We start from the raw sequence: 21,385 nt of genomic DNA, 5'->3' as shown, positions 1-21,385 counted from the left end.
CTTAATAATGAAAACTACTCAAGAACTCATCGAATTAATTTCTCTCAAAAAACTAGAAGAAAATTTATTCGAAGGGAAAAGTTCTTTTATGGGAAGTCCAAATGTTTTTGGAGGTCAAGTTGTAAGCCAAGCTTTACACGCGGCGTATCAAACTGTTCCTACAGATCGTTTTTGTCATTCCCTTCACTCCTACTTTATTTTACCTGGACATTTAGAAAAACCTATCTATTTTGAAGTAGCAAATCTTCGTGATGGAGGAAGTTTTAGTACGCGTGTTGTTACAGCAAAGCAAGACAGTGTGCCTATTTTTGTAATGGCTTGTTCATTTCAGTTAAAGCAAGAAGGTTACGAACATCAAGAAGAAATGCCTGTTGTAACACCTCCAGAAGAATTAATGAGCTGGAATGATGTAGCAGAGCAATTTGGTTCGGTTTTACCAAAATCAATTATGCGATTTGTCTTAGCAGAACGTCCATTAGATTTCAAACCTGTTGAATTTGTCAATCCTTTTGATAAAAAAGATTATCCTAATTTCAGTAATGTTTGGTTAACTTTTAATGATGCTCCAGAGGGGTTACCTTTACCTATTATTCAGCAATTAATTGCTTATAGCTCTGATTACAATTTGTTATCAACAGCGATAAAACCACATGCTTCTAAAGCTCATTTTGGAAATACGCAAATGGCAAGTTTAGATCATTCGATTTGGTTTCACAGAGAACCAAATTTGCATGATTGGATATTAGTTAATGTTGAATCTCCAAGTGCAAATGACACAAGAGGTTTTACAAGAGGAAATTTATTCAATCGTTCTGGTGAACTAATTTGTAGTGTTGCACAAGAAGGTTTAATCAGACCAATCATTAAAGATAAATAACGAAAAAAGCTAACCAATTGGTTAGCTTTTTTATTTAAATCTATTTTTTAATTTGATTTTACTATCTTTAATAAAACAATTAAAATGAACAAAGAAAAATCTTTGAGCGAATTATCATTAGAAGAATTAAATGAAAAAAGAAAAAAAGTTAACAAACTAAATCTTAGCATTCAAATCCCATTATTACTTATAGCAGTCATTCTATTAATTCTGAAAATGACAAACAAATATGATATCAATGTAACATTCGTTATTTTATTATCATGTTCTGTAACTTTTATTCCTCTTATAACAGATTTAGCGAAAATAAACGCAGAAATAAATACTAGAAAAAAAGAGAATCAATGACTCTCTTTTCTCTTTTTCCTAAGATGTAAAACGTTTTTGATTGGATTATAAATCATAATAAAAACCATCATTACAATTCCGAAATAAAATAAAGTTCTAAAAATTTGAATATCTGCAATCAACAAGGCTTGGTTATACAATTGAGATTTCAGATTACTTGCTGTCAAACTGATAGATTCATTTACTAAATGAGTTGTATTGTGTTTATTGAATAGATTATTCCATTGTTCTTGAAAAATCGTATTGGTAATATCTAAATTTTTCGTCATCAAAAATTGATGTTTAGTCGTCAAGAAAAGAATTGCATTTTGCATAATCGAAAAACTAATTGTCGACGACCAATAACGCATTGCAACTGCTGCTTGCATGGTATTCATAGAAAAATTAGCATGTACAGAACATACCATATATTGCAAAATTGGCGCAAACAACATTCCTTGTCCCATTCCTTCCATCAACAATGGCGGAATAACTGCATTCGGACGAGTATCTGGAACCAAAATGTAACTAAACCACAACATAGCAAACGTTAAACAAAAAAAACCTCCAAAAAACACATACTTATATTGCGTTTGAAATTGTGTAATGATGTAATAAGCAAACAATGCTCCGATATAAATTCCGGCACAATTATAATATTGTATTTGCAAAACAAACTCCCAATGCCATTTCCAAACAACATTCATCACTTGATAAATGTTACTCATACTCGATTTGAAAATATAAAATGTAAAAAACAACAACATCCCTACAATAACTCTTTCGGAGCGAAGAATCTCGAAATGGAAAATCGGTTTTTTAGATGTTAATTGTTGCAAAATAAATAAGCCCGAAAAAATAAGCATTGCAGCAAACGCAATAACGATATAAAGCGATTCGAACCAATAATATCTTTTACCATAAATCAATAAAAAAGCTCCTGCTATTAATGACAACATCATCAAAAAATAACCAGCCAAATTCAACTGATACAAAGGTTTTTTGGGATACAATCTACCATGACTAAAAAGAAATACGTAAATCAATAATGATAAAACATGAAAAAAGATGACCGTATAAATCACCATATTGAAATTGTAATTTTCGATGGCAAATTTCACAATAGAAGTCGTGTATTTATCAGCCGTCATCATAAATCCATACAAAAACGTATTTCCTAATAATCGTCCATATTCGCCTTTTATACGCGACATAATTAGCGGAACTATAATACAACCTTCGAGATAAGATGTTGTTCCTTGTATCACACGAAGCAGATAAATCAATTGCGTATTTGTTGTCAACGAAATCAGTAACATTAATACAATATTGATAATCGTCATAAACAATAAATAGGAACGAATATTAAAGAACTGAAAAAGCCGTTCGTTAATAAAAAGCCCACATACAATTGTTGCGTAAGCCAAAGAAAAAATGAATTGTAAATCGTCTACATCAACATCTAGAAATGAAGCTGTAAACGTACTATTCATATTGAAAAGTGAGAGAATCATCACATGCGGAATCAACGCGGCAATGAGAATTGGAAGTACCAATTTTTCTGGTATCCATTTCTTGAAAATGGGATGTTGATTGTGCATTGAGTTATTTATTCAATTTTACAATCAAGTTCAAAACATTCATTCGAAAGTTTGTCTAATTAAAAATATTTTATTGATTTCGTGATTATCTTACCTAAAAAGTAAAAAAGGGAAGCTGCCTGAGAAAAGTCAAAAGGCTAAAATGTGATTCTGAATAATAAATCGTTAAAATACGATGATTCATTTTTATAAAACCATAACAAATTTAAAATCAATAAAATACAACTAATATTTATTAAAACAATTAATCATTTTTCGTTTGATTTATTTTGATGGCAAAAGTAAGTGCTGTCTCAGAAAAACAAGTTGATTATTTGAGAATATAATTTGTTCATTTACGCCATTTTTAAATTTAAAAAACTTTAAACTATCTCCTTTTTATCGAATAATTTTGATAAAATATTCATTTTTAAAAATTTGTTATAAAAAAAACGTACTTGATTCTATTAAATCAAATACGCCAATTAAATAAAAAAGTAATATATAAAAATTATTTTAACGATGTAAAAGTCTATTTTTTATCGGTTGATAAAGAATTACAAAAATCGCAGCGATAATTCCCACAACAAACAATGTTCGGAAAATCTCAATATTACTAACCAACAAAGCTTGGTTATACAATTTTGCTTTTAAAGCTGCGGCAGTAATACTTTCTGCTTCTTTTGGAAGATGACTCGCAATATTTTTATTGAACAAATTATTCCATTGTTGTTGGAAAATCGGACTCGTTTTGTCTAAATTTTTGGTCATCAAAAATTGATGTTTAGTCGTCAAGTATAAAATTGCATTTTGCATCAGCGAAAAACCAATTGTTGTCGTCCAAAAACGAATCGCCGTACCTGCTTGCGCCGCACTACCAGTAATAGAAGGATGTACAGAACCTGTAATATACAACACTAATGGCGTAAAAATAACACCTTGCGCAATTCCTTCTAACATCAACGTTGGCGCTATTGCCTCGACTTTTGTATCTGGATAAAACAAGTGACTAAACCACAACATGCTCATGGCTAAAAGTACAAATCCAAGAAAAAATATTTTTCTAAAATCAATTTTATTTTTAACCATGAAAAATGAAAATACAATACCAATGATGGAACCTGCAACATTAAAATATTGAATCTGCAACACATATTCCCATTGCCATTTCCAAACTGTTGACATGACTTGGTAAATATTGCTCATCCCAGCACGTAAAGTATAGAAAACAAAAAACATTAATATTCCTAAAATGACACGTTCTGATTTGAAAATCTCAAAATGAAACAAAGGTCGTTTGGCTGTTTTTTGATGCAATAAAAATAAACCACTAAAAACGAGTGTTGATGCAAATGCTATGATAATAATTGGCGATTCGAACCAATAATATTTTTTTCCATAAATCAAGAAAAATGCACCAGAAATTAGGGAAATAATCATCAAGAAAATTCCGCCTAAATTTAATTGATACAATGGTTTTTTAGGAAACATTCTGTTGTGATTAAAGAAAAATACATAAATAATTAATGCAACAACATGAAAACTCATAATCGTATACACCATCATATTGTGGTTATAATTCTCAATCGCAAACTTCACAATTGAAGTCGTGAATTTATCTCCCGTTAACATTACGCCGTACAAAAACGAATAAGCAATCAATTTTGAATGTTCACTTTTAATATTCGACATAATGATTGGCAACAAAATACAACCTTCGAAAAGCGATAAAGGTCCTTGAATAAAACGCAGAATCAAAATCAATTCTGTATTTGTAGTTAATGTCATTCCAAACAATACCAAAATGTTAAGCATGGTCATTGTTAGCAAATAACTTCTGATATTGAAAAAGTGAAAAAATCGAACGTGAATAAATAAGCCACAAACAATAGTGGCATACGCCATCGAAAAAAGGAACTGCAAATCGTCGACCTCCAAATCCAAAAATGATGCTGTAAACGTACTATTCATGTTGAATATAGTCAAAATCATCAAGTGTGGAAATAGCGCAAGGATAAAAATTGGCACAACCAATTTTTGCGGAACCCATTTATTAAATATTGAATTTTGTTGTGACATTTATTTAATTTACTTTTTCTGCGGAAACATTTACATTCATTCCGGTACGTAATTTTTCGTTGTTTTTAGACTCTTTCAGAATTATTTTTACAGGAAAACGTTGTTCAATTTTCACGAAGTTTCCTGTAGCATTATCAGGTTTAATCAAAGCAAACTCAGACCCAGAAGCTGGCGAAAGTGATTCAATTTTTCCTTCAAACTCAATGTATTTGTAGGCATCAGCTTTTATAATAACTGGTTGATCCAAATCGATTTCTCCAATTTGCGTTTCTTTAAAATTTGCAACAATCCATTTCTCTTTCGAAACTACTTGCACCAAGGCCTGCCCTTCTTTTATTAACTGACCTTCTTGTATATTTTTTGTTCCAACCCAACCATCGTAAGGTGCTACAACATAGGTATATGAGAGAATAAGTTTAGCATCGTTCAATTGGGCTTTTCGTTGTAAAATTTGAGTTTTTGCAGGCGCAACTTTTGTTTGTTCTGCAGACGCACTAACATTCACGGCATTACGTTGTTGTTCCAAAGCACTCAAACTTGCTTTTGCTTGTTTATATTTCGCTTCAACTTCTTCAAACTGTTGCACGGTTGCAGCATCTTCTTGCACTAAATTTTTGAAACGATTATAATCTTTTTCAGTTCTCCAAACCTCTATTTTAGCAGCTTCTATATTTGCATTCACAATATTAACATCACTTGATTTTGTGTCAACCGCTTTTTCGTACGTTAGAACAGATTGCGAAGTCGATTCTAAATTTGCTTCTGCAATATCAATCTGGTTCTGAAACTCTCTATTGTCAATCACAACAAGCGTATCACCTTTGTGTACAAATTGATTTTCTTCGAAATTTACTTTTTTGATAAAACCAGAAACTTTACTCGAAACTGGTGTAATATATTGTCGCACTTGCGCGTCATTTGTATTGACATGTGAACTCGAAAAGAAATAAAACCAAGCCACTGCAGTGATTCCTATGATAATAAAAATCCAAGCAATCGCCGAAAGCGTTCTATTCATTCGTTTTTCTCCTTTTGTCTGTTGTTTTCCCATTTTTATAAGTTTCCTAAAACGTATTGTAATTGATAGTATTTTAATTGTTTGTTGATCTGCAATGAAATCAAATTCGATTGAGCCTCTAAATAAGCGTTATCTGCATCGATAAGTTCTGTAATCAAACTCAATTTGTTGACATATTTTGTTCGAACAATTCGATAATTTTCTTTAGCTTGACCAATTGCTTCTTCCGCAATTTTTATTTTATCGATCGATTCTTCTAATCGTTTATTCGCTGCAAAAACATCGTGTTGAATTTGTTCTTCTTTCTCTTCTATTTCTAATTTTGCAATTGAAATGTTACGATCTGCGATTTGCATTTTTTGTTTATTTTTGAAAAAATTACTCAACGGAATCGAAACATTTACCCCAACAGAACCGAATCTGTACAAATATTCTTCTGGAGGAAAAAACATAAAGTTTGGATAATTATATCCATATTCAGCACCAGCAGTTATTTTTGGTAATGTATTGGCTTTGGTAATTTTCTTATCAATTTCTTTCAAATTCAAATCATCTTTCGCAATTTTCAAACTTTCACTTTGATCCATTGCTTCCAAAATCATTTCATCAACTAACCCCAAATGCTCTTCATTTGTAAACAAATCATTGGTATCAATATGCATTTCTTGATTTTCTGGTAAAGCCAAAATTGTTTTGATTTGATGTTCGATAATCGAAATTTCATTCGCCAATTCTGTAAAAGACATTTTATGATTTGACAATTGCAATTCTGTTCTCAAAACTTCGTTGTACGTAACCAAACCATTTTTTTTCAAGGATTCTGTTTGCTTTATCACAACCGAATCTTCTCTCATTTTATCCGAAATCAACTTTTGTTGCTCTTGTAAATGCAACGCTTGTAAATAAGCTGTGATAACTTGCATTCTCAATTCTCGCTCATCTTTTCGAACTTGTAGTTTCGAAATATTAGTTTCTATTTCAGATTTTTTCTCTTCATTTTTTAATTTTCCTCCCAAATAAATTGGAATTTCAGCCGAAAGTGTAAAATCATATTTCACACGAGGAACAGCATATTTTGTAGAAGGTTTTAGAACACCGTCTTCGAATTGGCGTAAATTACTCAAAACATTAAAACCAGTGTGAAAGTCTACATCTGGTAATTTTTCGTTTTTAAGATCTTTCTCTTTTAATTCAGCAATATTAGTTTTTAAAGCGCTAATTTGTAATTTTTTATTATTTTGAAGTCCAATTTCAATTGCTTTGCTTAATTTCAGTTGGTTATAGTCTATTTCATTTTGAGCATAACTCAACCCACTCAGCATTAACAACAATGTAAGCAACTGATATTTAACGAATTTAAATATCATTTTGTATTATTTATAAGTCTGTTATTGATTTTTAGTGATGCAAAGTTACATTGAAAACATGTTTACCCTCTTGATAAAAAAAGAAAATAATTTGCTCATTTACGCCAAAATAAAGTAATTTGCAAAAGCAAAATATTTCACTTTATAAAAGTATAAAAACAATGTTGTTTGATCAGTTTTTTTTTAACGAAGTTGACAAATCTAAAGTCCATTTTTACATACAACATGCACATTTAGATACTATAGGAACGCGCGTACATGAGCACAAAAAAGCACAATTATTATATGCAGAAGGCGGAATTGTACACGTTTTTGTAAACGACAAACATTGGTATTTGCCTGCGCGATGTTTTATGTGGATTCCTGCAAATACGCCACATTCTATCTTAACGAATAGTAAAACAGGCGATTTGTATAATTTTTATTTCAAGACCGAAAAAGAAGAAAACGATTTTTATTCGATTACAAATATTTATTACACGAATGAATTGTTAAGGGAAATGATATTGTACACCAAAAATTGGAGTGGATCAATTTCAGAAAAAGATCCTGCAAAATATGATTTTGTAAAAGCCATACGATCTATTCTACCCGAAATGGAATCGAACAAATTGCCCGCTTTTATTCAGCATCCATTTCCAAAAGATCAGAAACTGATTGATATTGCTCGATTTCTGATGAAAAATATCGAGAAAAACTATACAATAGATGAAGTTGCGCAACAATTTGGTTTGAGCACGCGAACATTATCTCGAAAATTCAAAGATAATATGGGAATTAATTATGTTCGATTTTTACGCGCATTACGTATCACAAAATCATTGGAATTGATTGCTGAAAATAAATACAATATGTACGAAATCGCAATGTTAGTTGGTTATAATTCGTTGTCATCTTTCAGTAATATTTTTCAGAAAGTTTCAGGAATTCGACCAACAGAATATGCGCAATTATTACACACAAAAAAACAATAACTTAAGATAAAAACTATGATTATTAAAGCTTTTGCCGGAAGTAACAGCTCTACTTCTATCAATAAACAACTCGTAACTTATGCTTCTTCTTTATTAAACAAAGATCAAATTGAGATTTTAGATTTAGATGACTTTGATATTCCTACTTTTGATATTGATATAGAAAAAGAACAAGGTTTTTCTGATGAAGTAAAACGATTTTATCAAAAACTTGTTGATTCTGATATTTTACTTATTTCATTAGCAGAACATAATGCTTGCATTACAGCAGTTTTTAAAAGCTATATGGATTGGTGCTCAAGAATTAATTATAAATTTCTTGAAGGAAAAAAGGTCTTCGTTATGAGTACATCTCCTGGTGGTTATGGAGCTAAAAACTCTTTAGAAATAGGTTCTAAATTAATTACAAAATTGGGAGGTGACATTTTAGTCGATTTCTCTTTGCCTAAATTCAACGAAAATTTTGCAGAAGATAAAATCACTAATGAAGAATTAAACAGAGAATTGATTCTTAAAATTGATGAATTTAGAAAAAAAATATAAGTTTTTATCTTTTCCTAACATAGGTCAATAAAATTTATGGTTGCTTGCAATAACTTTGCTTCATCAAAAATGAAAATACTCAATAAGAATATGAAAATTTTAGCTTTCGCTGGTAGTAACAGCAAAAAATCAATTAATAAAGAATTATTAAATTATACTTTAAATCAAATCGAAAATGCAGAAATCGATTTAGTTGACATCAATGATTTCGAGATGCCTATCTATTCTATTGACCGTCAATTAGAAAATGGATTTCCACAAGAAGCACAGAATTTTTACAATAAAATCAAAGATGCAGAAGGTGTTGTAATTTCTTTGGCAGAACACAATGGAAATTTTTCTGTTGCATTAAAAAACATTTTGGATTGGGTTTCGCGTATCGAAATGCCATATTTGAAAGATAAAAAAGTGTTATTATTAAGTACATCTCCAGGTGCTTATGGTGGAGGAAATGTAATGGAAGTTGCAACAAAATATTTTGGAATGTTTGCAAGCGGAGAAATTGTAGCAAGCACGACTTTCCCATCTTTCAACGATAATTTCCAAAATAACGAAATTGTAAATGAAGAATTAAAAAATAAAGTACTAGCTCAAGTTAGTATCTTTCAAAAAGCTTTAACTATTGTTGAAGCTTAATTGAAAAAGTATGTATTAAAAAGGTCTTTCGTTCGAAAGACCTTTTTTTGTTATCAATTTAATTTACATTTATCTCGTAAGTGATATCAATTCCTCCATTTGCAAGCATATCATGTACACTACAATACTTCTTAACCGCTAATTCAGCAGCCTTATTTGCTTTATCTAAATCAATATTTCCTTTTAAGAAAAATTTGATGTGAATATTCGTGAAAATATTTGGAATTTCATCTCTACGTTGACCTTCAACTTCAACTTTAATATCTTCAATTTCTTGGCGTTGTTTCTTCAAAATCTCATTCAAATCAAAAACACTACAACTTCCCAAAGCAATCAAAACTAACTCCATCGGGCGAACTCCTTTTCCTTCTCCTCCAATAGATTCTGGTCCATCAATATTTACTTTTACTGAAGAACTTGGTGCTGTCGCTTCATAGTGAGAAGCCTGATTTACTCTATTTAATTCAATTTTCATCTTATTTCTTTTAAAGTATAAAAATAATCATTCTCAAAAGATTTATTCTAATATTTGATTGAATAATGATTTTCTGAATAAATTTTAGCTGAATTTAAATTCAATTATAGAAAATTTTGATAAAACTGCTCAAAAAATCCTCGAAAACGGAGGAATAATAGCTATGCCAAAATTTGCAATTCCTAGAATGTGTTGGCAAGGTTATTTTTTTAGATACAAATAATTTTGAAATTGATAAGCACACTAAATAAAACTAAAACACACTAATATGAAACTATTTCTATTTCTTCTTTTATTTATTTTTTCGTTGAATTCTTGCGAATCAACTAAAACTTCTGTTGATAAACCAAGTTTTGATTTTTTGGTTGGTGAATGGATTAGAACAAATGAAAAATCGGATCGAAAAACGTTTGAAAGCTGGAAAAAAGTTGATAAAAATACCTTCTTAGGTTGTGGATTTACAATCAAAAATAATGATACGATTTCGCAGGAACATCTTACTATCACAAAGATTGATGATAAATGGATATTAATAGTTAACTTGGAAAAACTAAAAACGAGATAACTGATTTTGAGTTAATCAATTCTGATAGAAATTCGTTTACATTAGAAAATCAAGAGAATGATTTTCCTAAACTTATCAAATATTTGAAAGTTGGTCATCAGTTAAAAGCTGAAATTAGTAATGATGAATCAAGTAATATTGCGTTCGATTTCGAAAAAGTAAAGAAATAATTAAGCTACATTTGTGATCATCGCGTAAGCAAACGTTAGAACAGATAAAATTGTTCCGATCATAAAAATTGTATATGTGATGCTTAACAAACGATATTTTCGTTCCAAAACTTTTCCTAAATAATACAAATCTCTTGTCAAAGACGTATATACATAGTCGCGGTCTTTCATCAGTTCTTGCATAGCATCCTCGTAAGCATCAAGCGACATTTGATAAAAATTACCAAAGAAAAGCAAATTCACTTTTTTGTTTTTGATATCTTCTTCGTTAAAACTTTCATATGTTACATTTGGTTTAGTTGCTAAAATTGCAAAAATAATTGAAACAACGCTTGATAAAAGCATTACAATTGAAGGTAAAAGTAAATATTCATTCTTTGGACTTCCTAATTTTGGAACCAAAGTAGAAAGTGCAATCGAAATCACGATGGCGTTTACAGACAATAAAATGTTGGCTTTACTATCAGCAATATCGCTTAAACGAGTATGATTATTTAATGTTACACGAAAAAGTGTATCAACACCACGATCTGGTTGTTGAATCTTATCGTTTTTCTTTTTCTTGATTTCATACTTATTAGGAATATCACCAATCAATTCAATCTCTTTGATTTTATTTTGTGTAAAGATCAAATTTTCTTCTTTTCCTTTCTGCCAAAGCTTTTTTGCAGCATCCGTATAAAAATGATGAACCTTTAAAAAAAAAATTCTATTCTCTACATGCCATTCGTAATCAGAAAATTCTTTGTGACAAATTTTGGCAATTTCATCACGTAATAATTCAGAAATTTTAGGATATTCAGTTTGTCCTAAATGAAAGTTATCTGCATCTTTTACAATTGCTTCACCTATATTTTTCGGAACATTATTTAGCGCTGTGATTAAAATATAATCTTGAACTTCTTTGATGTAATTTTCGTCAAAATTATGCTCGCTCAAATATTGTTTTGCAATATTTGCACTTTCACTTTCATGACCTTGCACGGTTTTTGTATATCCCGTATCATGAAACCAACCAGCAATTAATAATTTCTCTTGTAAATCTGTAGAGATTTGTTCCTCCGCGCTCAAAGTTTTTATAGCTTCTACAACTTTTACAGTATGCATAAAATTATGATACGTAAAATCTAAAGAAAGATTATCTTTGAACAGATTGAAAACATAGTTTTCTAAATTTAATAACAATTGGTTCATCACAAGTTTTTAACGCTTAAATGTATGAAATTATTACCAACACTGAACAACAAAAAATTGAATTATCCTTTTTTGGCTTTAGTAGGTTCTTGCCTTTATATGACATCTTGCGCTACGCAACATCCTCAATATGGGAGAAACATTAAGACAGAAAAAGTACAAAATGTAGAAGGAAATAAAATACAATCTATCTATTTAATTGGCGATGCAGGAGATCTTGATCAACCAAAAAATAAACAAAATTTAGAAATTTTAAAGAATCAATTAGCGAAAGCTGACTCTTCTTCTTACCTTTTCTTTTTAGGTGATAATGTTTACGAAAATGGAATTGTAACAGATTCTACAAAAGCTGAATATACAACAAGTAGAGAAAAACTTCAATTTCAGATTGATTTAGCGAAAGAATTTAAAGGAAAAACTCTTTTTATTCCAGGAAATCATGATTGGCGGAATGGTGTAAAAGGATTAAAAGAACAAGAAAAATTAGTCAAAAAACAATTGGGTAATAAAAAATCTTTTTTACCAAAAGATGCGTGTCCAATTGATAAAATAAATGTAAATGATAGCATCGGAATTATTGCGATAGATTCTGAATGGTATTTGCAAGATTGGGACAAACATCCTGGTCTGAATGAAAAATGTGATATCAAATCGCGCGAAGCTTTCTTCGAAGAACTAGAATCGCAATTGAACAAATATCAAAACAGAACAACTGTTATCACGATGCATCATCCGTTATATTCGAACGGAACACATGGTGGACAATTTGATTTCAAAAAACAGTTTTATCCATTAGGAGATAATTTCAAAGTTCCATTACCTGTAATTGGATCTTTTATCAATTTACTAAGAAGTACAACAGGTCTTAGCCCTCAAGACGTTAATAATTTCAAATACAGAGAGATGGCTTCTCGTATTGCAACGCTTATCGAAAATAGAAATAATGTAATTGTTGTTTCTGGACACGATCACAACTTGCAATACATTCAGCAAAACAATGTCAAACAAATTATCAGTGGTTCTGGTTCTAAAAAAGAATCGGCAAAAGCGGTTGGTAAAAACGATTTTTCTTACGGAGATAATGGTTTTGTTGTCTTAGATTTGTATGATAATGGTGCTTCTAAAGCTAATTTCTATGGTTTTAAAGACGGTGGAATCGAATTATTATTAGCAAAACAAATTACAGAAAAGAAAAAGGAATATTTGGCTCAAGTTTATGATGACAAAAAAATGCCGAAAACGAAAGAAACAAGTGTATATCCATTAGAAGATACACGTAAATCTGATCCGTATAAATTCTTTTTTGGTCGCCATTATCGTCGAACATATGGTCAAACAATTACTGCTAATACCGTTAATTTAAGTCAGCTAAATGGAGGTTTAACCCCTGTTAGAATGGGCGGTGGACATCAAACGCAAAGTTTACGATTGGTGAATGCGAAAGGTGAAGAATACAATATGCGATCGGTGAAGAAAAGTGCCACGCAATTCATTCAGCAAGTTGCATTTAAAAATAAATATGTTGCAGATGAGTTTGAAGATTCGTTCACAGAAAAATTTTTGATGGATTTCTATACAACCAATCATCCATATTATCCACTAACAGTTGCTAATTTGATGAAACCGATCAATATTATGCATTCTACGCCAAAATTATATTATGTTCCGAAACAAGAAGCCTTGAAAGAATATAATGAGAATTTTGGTGATGAATTATACATGATAGAAGAGCGACCAATGTCTGGATATCAAGATGGTGTTTTCGGAAAACCAAAAGATATTGTTAGTACAGATGATATGTTGGCTGCAATTCACAAAAACAAAGATGTTGTTGTAGATAAACAAGCCTACATTCGTGCACGACTTTTTGATATGTTAGTTGGTGATTGGGATCGACATTCTGATCAATGGCGTTGGGGCGTTTACAAAGAAAATAATCAAACTATTTACAAACCAATTCCACGTGATAGAGACCAAGCATTTCCACGTTATGACGGACTTTTCTTTCATTTGATTATGAAAATTCCTCCGCTTAGACATATGCAAGATTACAAAGATGATATCAAAAATGTAAAATGGTTCAACAGAGAGCCTTACCCGTTGGATTTAGCCATTTTAGAATCATCCGATCTTGATTTATGGAAAAAAGAAGCAAAATATATTCAAGATAATTTGAGTGATGATTTTATCAAACAATCATTTGAATTAATTCCTGAAGAAACAAAACAAGAATATGATCAAGAAGTCATTAATAATCTTATTGCTCGAAAATCTAAATTAGAAAAATTCGCTGAAGAATATAATAAAGTTCTTCGCAAATTAGTCATTCTGAAAGGAACAGATGAAGATGAAGATTTTGTGATAACTCGTTTACCAAAAGGAAAAACAAATGTAAAAATCTATTCAGGACAAAATCGAACTTTAATTCTTGATGAAGATTTTGATAAAAAAGAAACGAAAGAAATTCGTTTATACGGATTAAACGGAAAAGATAAATTCAAGGTTGAAGGAAAGCCAAATAATGCTATTTTAGTTCGTATTATTGGTGGAATAGATGACGATATGTACGAAGTAAAACGTTCTGCAAAAGTAAAAGTATATGATTACGCAAACGGAAGTGATGCATCGGAATCTACCTTTTTAACGTCGAAAAATTTTGTCAACGATTACGAGGTTAATACATACGATTACAAACAACCGATGTATAATTTCTTTACTATGTTACCTAATATTGGCTACAATCCTGATGACGGAATAAAAATTGGTTTATCGCCAACATACACTGTCAACGGTTTTGATCGTAAACCATATTCGCAACGCCACAATTTGCAATTAAGTTATTATTTTGCAACAGGCGGTTGGGATGCAAAATACAAAGGAACGTTTACAAAAGCTTTGGGTAAATGGAATTTAGATCTTAATGCAGCTTACACGAGTCCGACTTATAGTACAAATTTCTTTGGTTTAGGAAACGAAACCGTGAATAATCAAGAAGAAATTGGAATGGATTATAACCGTGTTCGATTAGAAAGTTATAGCATTGGACCATCTATTTTCAAGATTATGAATAACAATGGTCGTTTAGATTTTTCTGCGATATATAGTTACAAAAAAATTGAAGAGAATAAAGATCGTATCGTCGAAGATTTACCATCAATTAATAGAGACGTTTTCAAAGGACAACATTTCGGAGAAATTGGAGCCAAATATTTGTTCAAAAATTACGATAACGAATCATTACCAAAATTAGGCATGACATTTTTAGCTAATGCGAAATGGATTTCTAACTTGACAGATTTTGAACGTAATCATTTTTACACAGAACTTAATTTAGGTTTTACGCACAAAATTTCTGCAAATGAAAGATTAACAGTTGCTTCTATGCTAAAAGGTAAAGCAGTTTGGGGTAATTTTATGGAATTCTACCAAATGGCTAATTTAGGTGGAGATCAAGATTTACGTGGTTATCGATTAGGTCGTTTTGCTGGAGACAAAGTTTTCTTACAAACATCTGATTTACGATTTGATGCTTTACGTTTCAAAGCCGTTGTTCCATTGCGATTAGGCGTTTTTGTTGGAGCTGATTATGGACGAGTTTGGTTAAACGGAGAAGACTCAAATAAATGGCATTCATCTATGGGTGGCGGACTTTGGATAAACGGAGCACAATCTATTACCGCAACAGTTTCATACTTTAAAGGTGAAGATCCAGGGCGAATCGTTTTTGGATTGAATTTCGGATTTTAACATATAAAAAAATAACCTTCAAAAATTTGAAGGTTATTTTTTTTGTACATATTTCTTGATTGCTTGCATCATATTTATCCACGCATTTTCTGAATGTGAGCGTTCAAAATCATCCGCAAAATCTTTTCCTTCAATTGATAGATAAGTAAAATTACCTGAAGATTTTAGATTAAAAATCACTTCAATCTCATGGTTTGTATTTTGTTTTTTATAATTATATCGCAAACGTTCATTCTCCATAATAGATGTAATCAAAGCTTCATCTACCAACGTTTCATTATTTTTTAGCGTTACAAACTTTATCTTCTCTCCTACTTTCCATTCGTTACAAGTCATTTTTATGTTTTCAAAACATTCATTAAACGCTCGTTCATCTGTCAAAACTTTCCAAATATTTTCGGCAGTATTATCTATCGAAATATTAAGCAATACATCATCTTTTTCCATTCTTTATTCTTCTATTTTAGTATATTTTTCGAGTTTATTTTTATAATTAATCGAAACTCTAATTGCTTGCAAACCACTTATACCTTGCAAATCATCAATTTCCAAATATTCAACATCTTTTTTCAAAAATTTCTTATCAATTAATAAATTGATATAATTTGAGTATTCTTCTTTTAGGATATCTACGGTATAAATAATACAAATTTTGTGTGGCAAATTGATTCGTTCATTTGTTCCTTTCACAAAAGCTTTACTCAATCTTTTCTTGATTATTTCATATTTTGCATTGTTATATCCATTAACATCAAAACGTTTCTCATCTAATTTGAACAAAATATCTAAAGTGGTATTCGTTGCAAAAATCAACGAAGCAACCTCAACTTTTAATGGTGTTTTTTTCTGAATTTCTTTGTAAGATTGTTCCAAGGCTATCATCGCTTGTAGTTGCCAATATCTAATTTCTCGAATATTTTGATAGGAGAATTTTTTGAACGGCGCAATACTTCGCCCAACATACAAATTGTAATCAATTCCATCTGTCTTGAAACGTTCGTAATAATGCGGAAATACATCTTGAGCATCTTTCTGAAAAGTGTCTAATTTGTTCGACAAAAGTGAATTTGTCATTACAATTGTTTGGTCAAATTTTTTGCGTTCTACGTAAAATAATCCCGTTGTAGAATCTAACTTTTTTAGATATTCTTCGATAATTGATTTCTCATTGTCCTTTACATATTTGGGAATTTCAGGATGAATATGCAACGTAATGTAATCAAATAATTCGCTTTCGAAATAGATTTTATCTACATTATCTATTCGTTGCAAAAAATCAGTCAAATCGTCAATATAATCCAAAAATTTATTCTTTTTTGTACGATTATATAACTCGTTACAAATCAAAATCAAGTAATTAATCTGATTAGTATAATCCATTTTTAAACATTGATTTCGAATCACTGACGAATTTCTCACATCCAATTCACCATAAATTGGATATACATTTTGAAAAGAGATCTGCAATTTTTGTTTTGTATTTCCCGGATGCAATATATGTTCGCGAGCTTTTTCTCTAAATTTCCAATCTACACTTGGATGCAACGAGGTATATTCGGTTTGTATATAAGCATTGATTTGATTCTCAAATTCTACCGTATAGCGATAAATAGATTCTTCTAAAAGAGGCGTGATTTCGCGTAAAAGGTTTGCATTAATTCGATTGAAAACTCCAGCTTCTTTCGAGCCTATTTCTAAAATACCTAAATGAGATTTTCCGTTTTTCAATGGATAAAGAATCAAACTTTTCAGACCAGATTCATTTGCCATTCTCAACATTTTATCTTGTGGAAACTTCTCCAAAGCTGCGTCAATATTAGAAACAACATAATAATCTGATTTCGATATTTTGTTCTCTAAATCAGCACAAAAAATTTCATTCAGTTTTATTTTTTTATGATTATCAATCAGTAAGCTATCATTCAATTGTAATAAATGACTAATTTCTAATTGATTTTTATCCGAATTATAAGCCGAAAAACCGACTTCTAAATTATTGATTCTAAAAATAGATTTTAATGCAGAAATAATATCATTTCGAACAATATTAAAAGGTTCTCCATAAGATAATAATTTAGATTTCAAGTTAGAAAGTGCAATTTCAGTCGTATTATCAAAAAATGATACAAGATTAAACCCTTTTGCAATCCAAGATCCAATTGGAATTTTTCTCATCCACAAAGCTGTATCTTCATAATTATTCAACAACTCTTCAATTTCATCTTCAGTCAATTTAAATTTATCTTCAGATGGATAAATACGAAAATAATCATGGTTTATATCAGTCCCAAGATAAATTCTGTAGCCATTTTGATTGTCTATCACCAACTGATTTGATAAATTAAAATCTAAATTTTTATGATAATATTTTGATAAGATGAAGCAACAACAAAACTTATATAATGTATCATAATCTAAATCTTCAAAATTGAATTTTAGTCGTGATTCATTATTATCAATCAACTCTTTAAGTCGATCCGTTGCAAAAATAAATTTATCTGAAAAGGGAAAAGTTATCGCTTTTAAATTATATTTTACAAATGGTTTAGGAATAATTTTCTCAATAATTGGCTCAACATCTTTAATAATTTTCTGAAAATCTTCAAATGTTTCAACACCATCAATCAACTCTGGTCGAGTAGCTTTCAGATATTCTAAAAAAGCTTTAAACTCTCCAAAGTTGTATTCAGATCGTTCTAATTCTTCAATCAGCGATTGGAACGAGTAAATAATTTTGATGGGTAATTTATCGATAAAATTTTCTTTCATATATGATTTAAAAATAACAAAAGACTACTAATAAAGCAGTCTTCAAGTTATTATTTTTTTTAGTCATTATCTTGTAAATACCAAAGTTTCTTCGGTAGAAAGGTTCTCATCAAAACGATAACCATCCACGTCAAATGCTTTCACTTGATCCAAAGTTTCAACTTTATTTTCTGCACAATAACGCGCCATTGCACCACGAGCATGTTTAAAATACATCATGATTTTTTTCAATTCACCGTTTTTGTAATCTTGAAACTCTACATCAATCATCGGAACTTTTAACGATTTTTTATCCAAAACTTTAGCATATTCATTACTTGCTAAATTTAAGATAAATTCTCCTTTTTTTAATTTCGAATTTAGAAAAGATGTCAAAATTTCTTTCCAAAAACCATACAAATTTTTCGAACCATGAACATCTAATTTCGAACCCATTTCCAAGCGATACAACATTACTTTATCCGAAGGACGCAACATTCCATAAAGCCCAGATAACAAAAATGCATGTTTATTGAAATAATCAAGTGCTTCGTCGTTTAACGTTTCAGCATTCAAACCTCTATAAACTTCACCTTTGAAAGCTAAAGCTGCTGGAATAGCTTGTTTCGTAGTAGGTTTAGCATTCCAAACCTGATTACGCTCCACATTCATTTCTGCAATATCTTTCGAAATTTTCATTAATTTTTCAAGATCAGTTGTACTCATTTCTTTCATAACATCCATAATTTCTTGCGAATGTTCCAAAAATTGAGGTGTTGTTGATCTCCATTTAGCATTCGTTTCCAAATTCATCATCTTCGCTGGAGAAAGTAATATTTTCATAGTTTTTTTCTTAAAATAAATTATAAATAATCTTCAATATCACCTTTACCTTCACGTAAAACCTCTACTCCATCTGTCATATCAACAACAGTAGACGCAATATTATCTCCATAACCACTATCAATCACAGCATCTACAAGTTTCTCCCATTTTTCAAAAATCAATTCAGGATCTGTTGTATATTCTACAATTTCATCTTCATCATAAATAGAAGTTGAGGCAATAGGATTTCCTAATTTTTCTACAATCATTTGTGGAACAGCATGATCAGGAACACGAATACCAACCGTTTTTTTCCCTTTGTAAGCGACAGGTAAATTGCGCGAAGCATTCATAACAAATGTAAAAGGGCCTGGTAGAGCGCGTTTCAAAATTTTGAACGTACTATTATCAATTGGTAAAGTATATTGAGACAAATGGCTTAAATCGTTACAAACAATAGAAAAATGAGATTTTTCAAGTTTAACACCTTTTAATCGTGCCAATTTTTCCATTGCTTTAATATTCGTAATATCACATCCTAATCCATACACAGTATCAGAAGGATAAATAATTAAACCTCCATTTTGTAGAATCTTAACCACTTGATCAATCGCTTTTTCTTGTGGATTTTCTGGATGAATTCTGATATAATCTGCCATTTGTAAATCTTTATTCAAAGATACAAAATTGACAACAAATCTATAATTTCGGAGATTTTAGTTTTTGATTATATGATTGACTAAATTTATAATATTGGATAATTAGGATAGATTCATCAATTTAATTAATATTAAATTCATGAATTTTTCAAAACAAAATAAACACGCATAACATTAATATAAAATGTTTTACATTTTAAAAAAAATGAATTTTAATTATATAATAATCATTTTGTTAATGAAATTCATTATATAAATAATTTTGAACTATACAATTAACACAAATATGTAATTATGAAAAAAATTTATTCTTGTTTGTTAAGTGCTAGTTTTTTTGCATTAACAATGTATTCAAATCTATTAAATGCTCAAGTATATTTAATAGGAAATGGTGAATTCTCTTATAGAATATCTGATGATGGAAAAGTTGTTACCTCAAATACAACATCGGGTAGTTATTACTGGACAAAAGAATTAGGAACTCAATTACTAGGTACAATGCCTGATAATGTATATTATCAAGGAGTTCCTTCGGTTTCTTCTGACGGGAAAATAATTGCTACAACTATCACAAATCCAAATAAAAATATTGCAGAAATAGGCATATTCGATACTACAACCAAAACTTGGACATATTTGGGATCATTAGGATTTTCAACTGATGGTTTTGCGAGTTCTCTTTGGGGAATGACGCCTGATTCTAAAAAATTAGTTGGTTTAGCTCAAACTTCTGGCAAAACAGCACATGCTGTTTATTGGACGAAAGAAACTGGCCTAGTTGATATAGGATCTACTATAGAAACAAGTAGCTCTAGAATTAATAATGTAAGTGATGACGGTAAAATATTTGTTGGATGGCAAGATAATATTACAGGATTAAGAGAAGGATGTTATTGGGAAAATGGAGAACAGGTAATTATTAAAGACCAGAATGGATATTCCGTTAATGAAATTGGTTACATATCTGGAAATGGAAAGTGGATGTTAGGTTCTAGTGGATATTATGCTTCAAAATGGAGCAAAGAAACAGGATTAATCAAAATTGAAGATCCTAATGCGGGAATGTACTATAGAGGTAGTGCTACTTCTTCAAATTATAATGGTAGTGTCATTATTGGTTATTATAGAAATTGGCCAGGAGGAGCAACAATGGGACAAGGATTTATTTGGACAGAAAAAGATGGTTACCAAAACTTAAATGATTATGTTAAAAGTTTAGGAATAGATAATTTAGGAGTTACATTTTCTTTACCGTTAGGAATATCAAGAGATGGCAAACATATCGTTGGAGTAGGAAGAACAGATACAACTTCAGTTTCATTCTTAATAGATTTACCAAAAGATGATTTATTTACAAATGAATCAAACAAAGTTAGTTTTGACATTTTTCCTAACCCAACAACAGAAACCATAAATATTCAAACAAAAGGAAAATTGACATCTTCTATTTTATATGATATGAATGGTAAATTAATTCTTAAGTCTTCAGAAAAGTCTATCAATGTGAAACATTTACCAAAAGGAATCTATATATTAAGAACTGTTATAGATGGAAAAGAAAGTACAAAAAAAATAATCAAGAAATAATATAACAAAAAAGG

General features: G+C 30.3%; 18 protein-coding genes. 8 read left to right on the top strand and 10 right to left on the bottom strand.

From position 1 onward, the window contains the following. Positions 1–7: 7 nt before the first annotated feature. Entirely contained in the window at positions 8–877 is an 870-nt protein-coding gene (locus B2217_RS15695) for an acyl-CoA thioesterase (protein WP_180904690.1), read from the top strand. A gap of 84 nt (positions 878–961) precedes the next feature. Continuing rightward, positions 962–1,225, top strand: coding sequence for a hypothetical protein (locus B2217_RS15690; protein WP_180904691.1), 264 nt, complete (start codon positions 962–964; stop codon positions 1,223–1,225). On the opposite strand, the gene B2217_RS15685 is transcribed toward B2217_RS15690, so the two are convergent. The 4 genes from B2217_RS15685 to B2217_RS15670 all read right to left on the bottom strand — a co-directional run bounded on the left by B2217_RS15685 (position 1,219) and on the right by B2217_RS15670 (position 7,248). Beyond that, the gene (locus B2217_RS15685) at positions 1,219–2,805 is read right to left on the bottom strand and encodes a hypothetical protein (protein WP_291123124.1); all 1,587 of its coding nucleotides are present in this window, start codon (positions 2,803–2,805) and stop codon (positions 1,219–1,221) included. The genes B2217_RS15690 and B2217_RS15685 overlap by 7 nt on opposite strands. Positions 2,806–3,300: 495 nt before the next feature. Next, complete coding sequence (locus tag B2217_RS15680) at positions 3,301–4,863, bottom strand: hypothetical protein (protein WP_221855848.1); 1,563 nt, start codon at positions 4,861–4,863, stop codon at positions 3,301–3,303. Between the two features lie 4 nt (positions 4,864–4,867). Then, positions 4,868–5,914 carry an HlyD family secretion protein gene (locus B2217_RS15675; protein ID WP_280037837.1) on the bottom strand — a complete coding sequence of 349 codons (1,047 nt, stop codon included), beginning with the start codon at positions 5,912–5,914 and terminating at the stop codon, positions 4,868–4,870. Positions 5,915–5,916: 2 nt separating this feature from the next. Further along, a complete protein-coding gene (locus tag B2217_RS15670; protein WP_291123121.1) occupies positions 5,917–7,248 on the bottom strand; it encodes a TolC family protein in 1,332 nt (443 codons plus the stop codon). Between the two features lie 119 nt (positions 7,249–7,367). On the opposite strand from B2217_RS15670, the gene B2217_RS15665 reads away from it, so the two are divergent. From B2217_RS15665 to B2217_RS15655, 3 genes are all read left to right on the top strand, one after another. Next, positions 7,368–8,222, top strand: a complete 855-nt coding sequence (locus B2217_RS15665) for an AraC family transcriptional regulator (RefSeq protein ID WP_291123117.1) — start codon at positions 7,368–7,370, stop codon at positions 8,220–8,222. 15 nt (positions 8,223–8,237) lie between these two features. Beyond that, positions 8,238–8,765 carry an NADPH-dependent FMN reductase gene (locus B2217_RS15660; protein ID WP_221855853.1) on the top strand — a complete coding sequence of 176 codons (528 nt, stop codon included), beginning with the start codon at positions 8,238–8,240 and terminating at the stop codon, positions 8,763–8,765. A gap of 69 nt (positions 8,766–8,834) precedes the next feature. Continuing rightward, positions 8,835–9,401, top strand: a complete 567-nt coding sequence (locus B2217_RS15655) for an NADPH-dependent FMN reductase (protein ID WP_291123114.1) — start codon at positions 8,835–8,837, stop codon at positions 9,399–9,401. Between the two features lie 58 nt (positions 9,402–9,459). On the opposite strand, the gene B2217_RS15650 is transcribed toward B2217_RS15655, so the two are convergent. Further along, a complete protein-coding gene (locus B2217_RS15650) occupies positions 9,460–9,876 on the bottom strand; it encodes an OsmC family protein (RefSeq protein WP_038336062.1) in 417 nt (138 codons plus the stop codon). Between the two features lie 268 nt (positions 9,877–10,144). Here B2217_RS15650 and B2217_RS15645 point away from each other — a divergent pair, with 268 nt between their 5' ends. Beyond that, positions 10,145–10,441, top strand: a complete 297-nt coding sequence (locus tag B2217_RS15645; RefSeq protein WP_291123111.1) for a hypothetical protein — start codon at positions 10,145–10,147, stop codon at positions 10,439–10,441. Positions 10,442–10,611: 170 nt separating this feature from the next. Here the strand turns inward: B2217_RS15645 and B2217_RS15640 are convergent, their stop codons facing one another. Then, positions 10,612–11,805 (bottom strand): Pycsar system effector family protein, encoded by a 1,194-nt coding sequence (locus tag B2217_RS15640; protein ID WP_291123108.1) that lies wholly within the window; start codon positions 11,803–11,805, stop codon positions 10,612–10,614. 24 nt (positions 11,806–11,829) lie between these two features. On the opposite strand from B2217_RS15640, the gene B2217_RS15635 reads away from it, so the two are divergent. Next, positions 11,830–15,552, top strand: a complete 3,723-nt coding sequence (locus tag B2217_RS15635) for a metallophosphoesterase (protein ID WP_291123105.1) — start codon at positions 11,830–11,832, stop codon at positions 15,550–15,552. Between the two features lie 33 nt (positions 15,553–15,585). On the opposite strand, the gene B2217_RS15630 is transcribed toward B2217_RS15635, so the two are convergent. The 4 genes from B2217_RS15630 to B2217_RS15615 form a co-directional block, all read right to left on the bottom strand. Then, positions 15,586–15,999, bottom strand: a complete 414-nt coding sequence (locus B2217_RS15630) for an SRPBCC domain-containing protein (RefSeq protein ID WP_286475306.1) — start codon at positions 15,997–15,999, stop codon at positions 15,586–15,588. Between the two features lie 3 nt (positions 16,000–16,002). Beyond that, positions 16,003–18,321, bottom strand: coding sequence for a hypothetical protein (locus B2217_RS15625; protein ID WP_291123101.1), 2,319 nt, complete (start codon positions 18,319–18,321; stop codon positions 16,003–16,005). Between the two features lie 66 nt (positions 18,322–18,387). Beyond that, positions 18,388–19,143, bottom strand: coding sequence for a peroxide stress protein YaaA (gene yaaA, locus B2217_RS15620; RefSeq protein ID WP_291123098.1), 756 nt, complete (start codon positions 19,141–19,143; stop codon positions 18,388–18,390). 20 nt (positions 19,144–19,163) lie between these two features. Next, a complete protein-coding gene (locus B2217_RS15615; RefSeq protein WP_219034359.1) occupies positions 19,164–19,784 on the bottom strand; it encodes an L-threonylcarbamoyladenylate synthase in 621 nt (206 codons plus the stop codon). Positions 19,785–20,078: 294 nt separating this feature from the next. Between B2217_RS15615 and B2217_RS15610 the strand changes: the two genes are divergently transcribed. Further along, positions 20,079–21,371, top strand: coding sequence for a T9SS type A sorting domain-containing protein (locus B2217_RS15610; protein ID WP_291123095.1), 1,293 nt, complete (start codon positions 20,079–20,081; stop codon positions 21,369–21,371). The last annotated feature ends 14 nt before the right edge of the window (positions 21,372–21,385 follow it).

It is taken from the genome of Empedobacter sp. UBA7620, from assembly GCF_002484185.1.
In the GTDB taxonomy this organism is placed as follows: domain Bacteria; phylum Bacteroidota; class Bacteroidia; order Flavobacteriales; family Weeksellaceae; genus Empedobacter; species Empedobacter falsenii_C.
The sequence above is the reverse complement of the archived record's forward strand: the minus strand, read 5'-3'. Positions and strand labels throughout refer to the sequence as shown.

What these genes read in the sequence shown, in the direction of transcription:
- B2217_RS15660 (WP_221855853.1), top strand. Translation starts at nt 8,238, where the DNA reads ATGATTATTAAAGCTTTTGCCGGAAGTAACAGCTCTACTTCTATCAAT.
- B2217_RS15640 (WP_291123108.1), bottom strand. Translation starts at nt 11,805, where the DNA reads ATGAACCAATTGTTATTAAATTTAGAAAACTATGTTTTCAATCTGTTC.
- B2217_RS15650 (WP_038336062.1), bottom strand. Translation starts at nt 9,876, where the DNA reads ATGAAAATTGAATTAAATAGAGTAAATCAGGCTTCTCACTATGAAGCG.
- B2217_RS15695 (WP_180904690.1), top strand. Translation starts at nt 8, where the DNA reads ATGAAAACTACTCAAGAACTCATCGAATTAATTTCTCTCAAAAAACTA.
- B2217_RS15675 (WP_280037837.1), bottom strand. Translation starts at nt 5,914, where the DNA reads ATGGGAAAACAACAGACAAAAGGAGAAAAACGAATGAATAGAACGCTT.
- B2217_RS15655 (WP_291123114.1), top strand. Translation starts at nt 8,835, where the DNA reads ATGAAAATACTCAATAAGAATATGAAAATTTTAGCTTTCGCTGGTAGT.
- B2217_RS15690 (WP_180904691.1), top strand. Translation starts at nt 962, where the DNA reads ATGAACAAAGAAAAATCTTTGAGCGAATTATCATTAGAAGAATTAAAT.
- B2217_RS15645 (WP_291123111.1), top strand. Translation starts at nt 10,145, where the DNA reads ATGAAACTATTTCTATTTCTTCTTTTATTTATTTTTTCGTTGAATTCT.
- B2217_RS15685 (WP_291123124.1), bottom strand. Translation starts at nt 2,805, where the DNA reads ATGCACAATCAACATCCCATTTTCAAGAAATGGATACCAGAAAAATTG.
- B2217_RS15630 (WP_286475306.1), bottom strand. Translation starts at nt 15,999, where the DNA reads ATGGAAAAAGATGATGTATTGCTTAATATTTCGATAGATAATACTGCC.
- B2217_RS15680 (WP_221855848.1), bottom strand. Translation starts at nt 4,863, where the DNA reads ATGTCACAACAAAATTCAATATTTAATAAATGGGTTCCGCAAAAATTG.
- B2217_RS15610 (WP_291123095.1), top strand. Translation starts at nt 20,079, where the DNA reads ATGAAAAAAATTTATTCTTGTTTGTTAAGTGCTAGTTTTTTTGCATTA.
- B2217_RS15625 (WP_291123101.1), bottom strand. Translation starts at nt 18,321, where the DNA reads ATGAAAGAAAATTTTATCGATAAATTACCCATCAAAATTATTTACTCG.
- yaaA (WP_291123098.1), bottom strand. Translation starts at nt 19,143, where the DNA reads ATGAAAATATTACTTTCTCCAGCGAAGATGATGAATTTGGAAACGAAT.
- B2217_RS15670 (WP_291123121.1), bottom strand. Translation starts at nt 7,248, where the DNA reads ATGATATTTAAATTCGTTAAATATCAGTTGCTTACATTGTTGTTAATG.
- B2217_RS15615 (WP_219034359.1), bottom strand. Translation starts at nt 19,784, where the DNA reads ATGGCAGATTATATCAGAATTCATCCAGAAAATCCACAAGAAAAAGCG.
- B2217_RS15635 (WP_291123105.1), top strand. Translation starts at nt 11,830, where the DNA reads ATGAAATTATTACCAACACTGAACAACAAAAAATTGAATTATCCTTTT.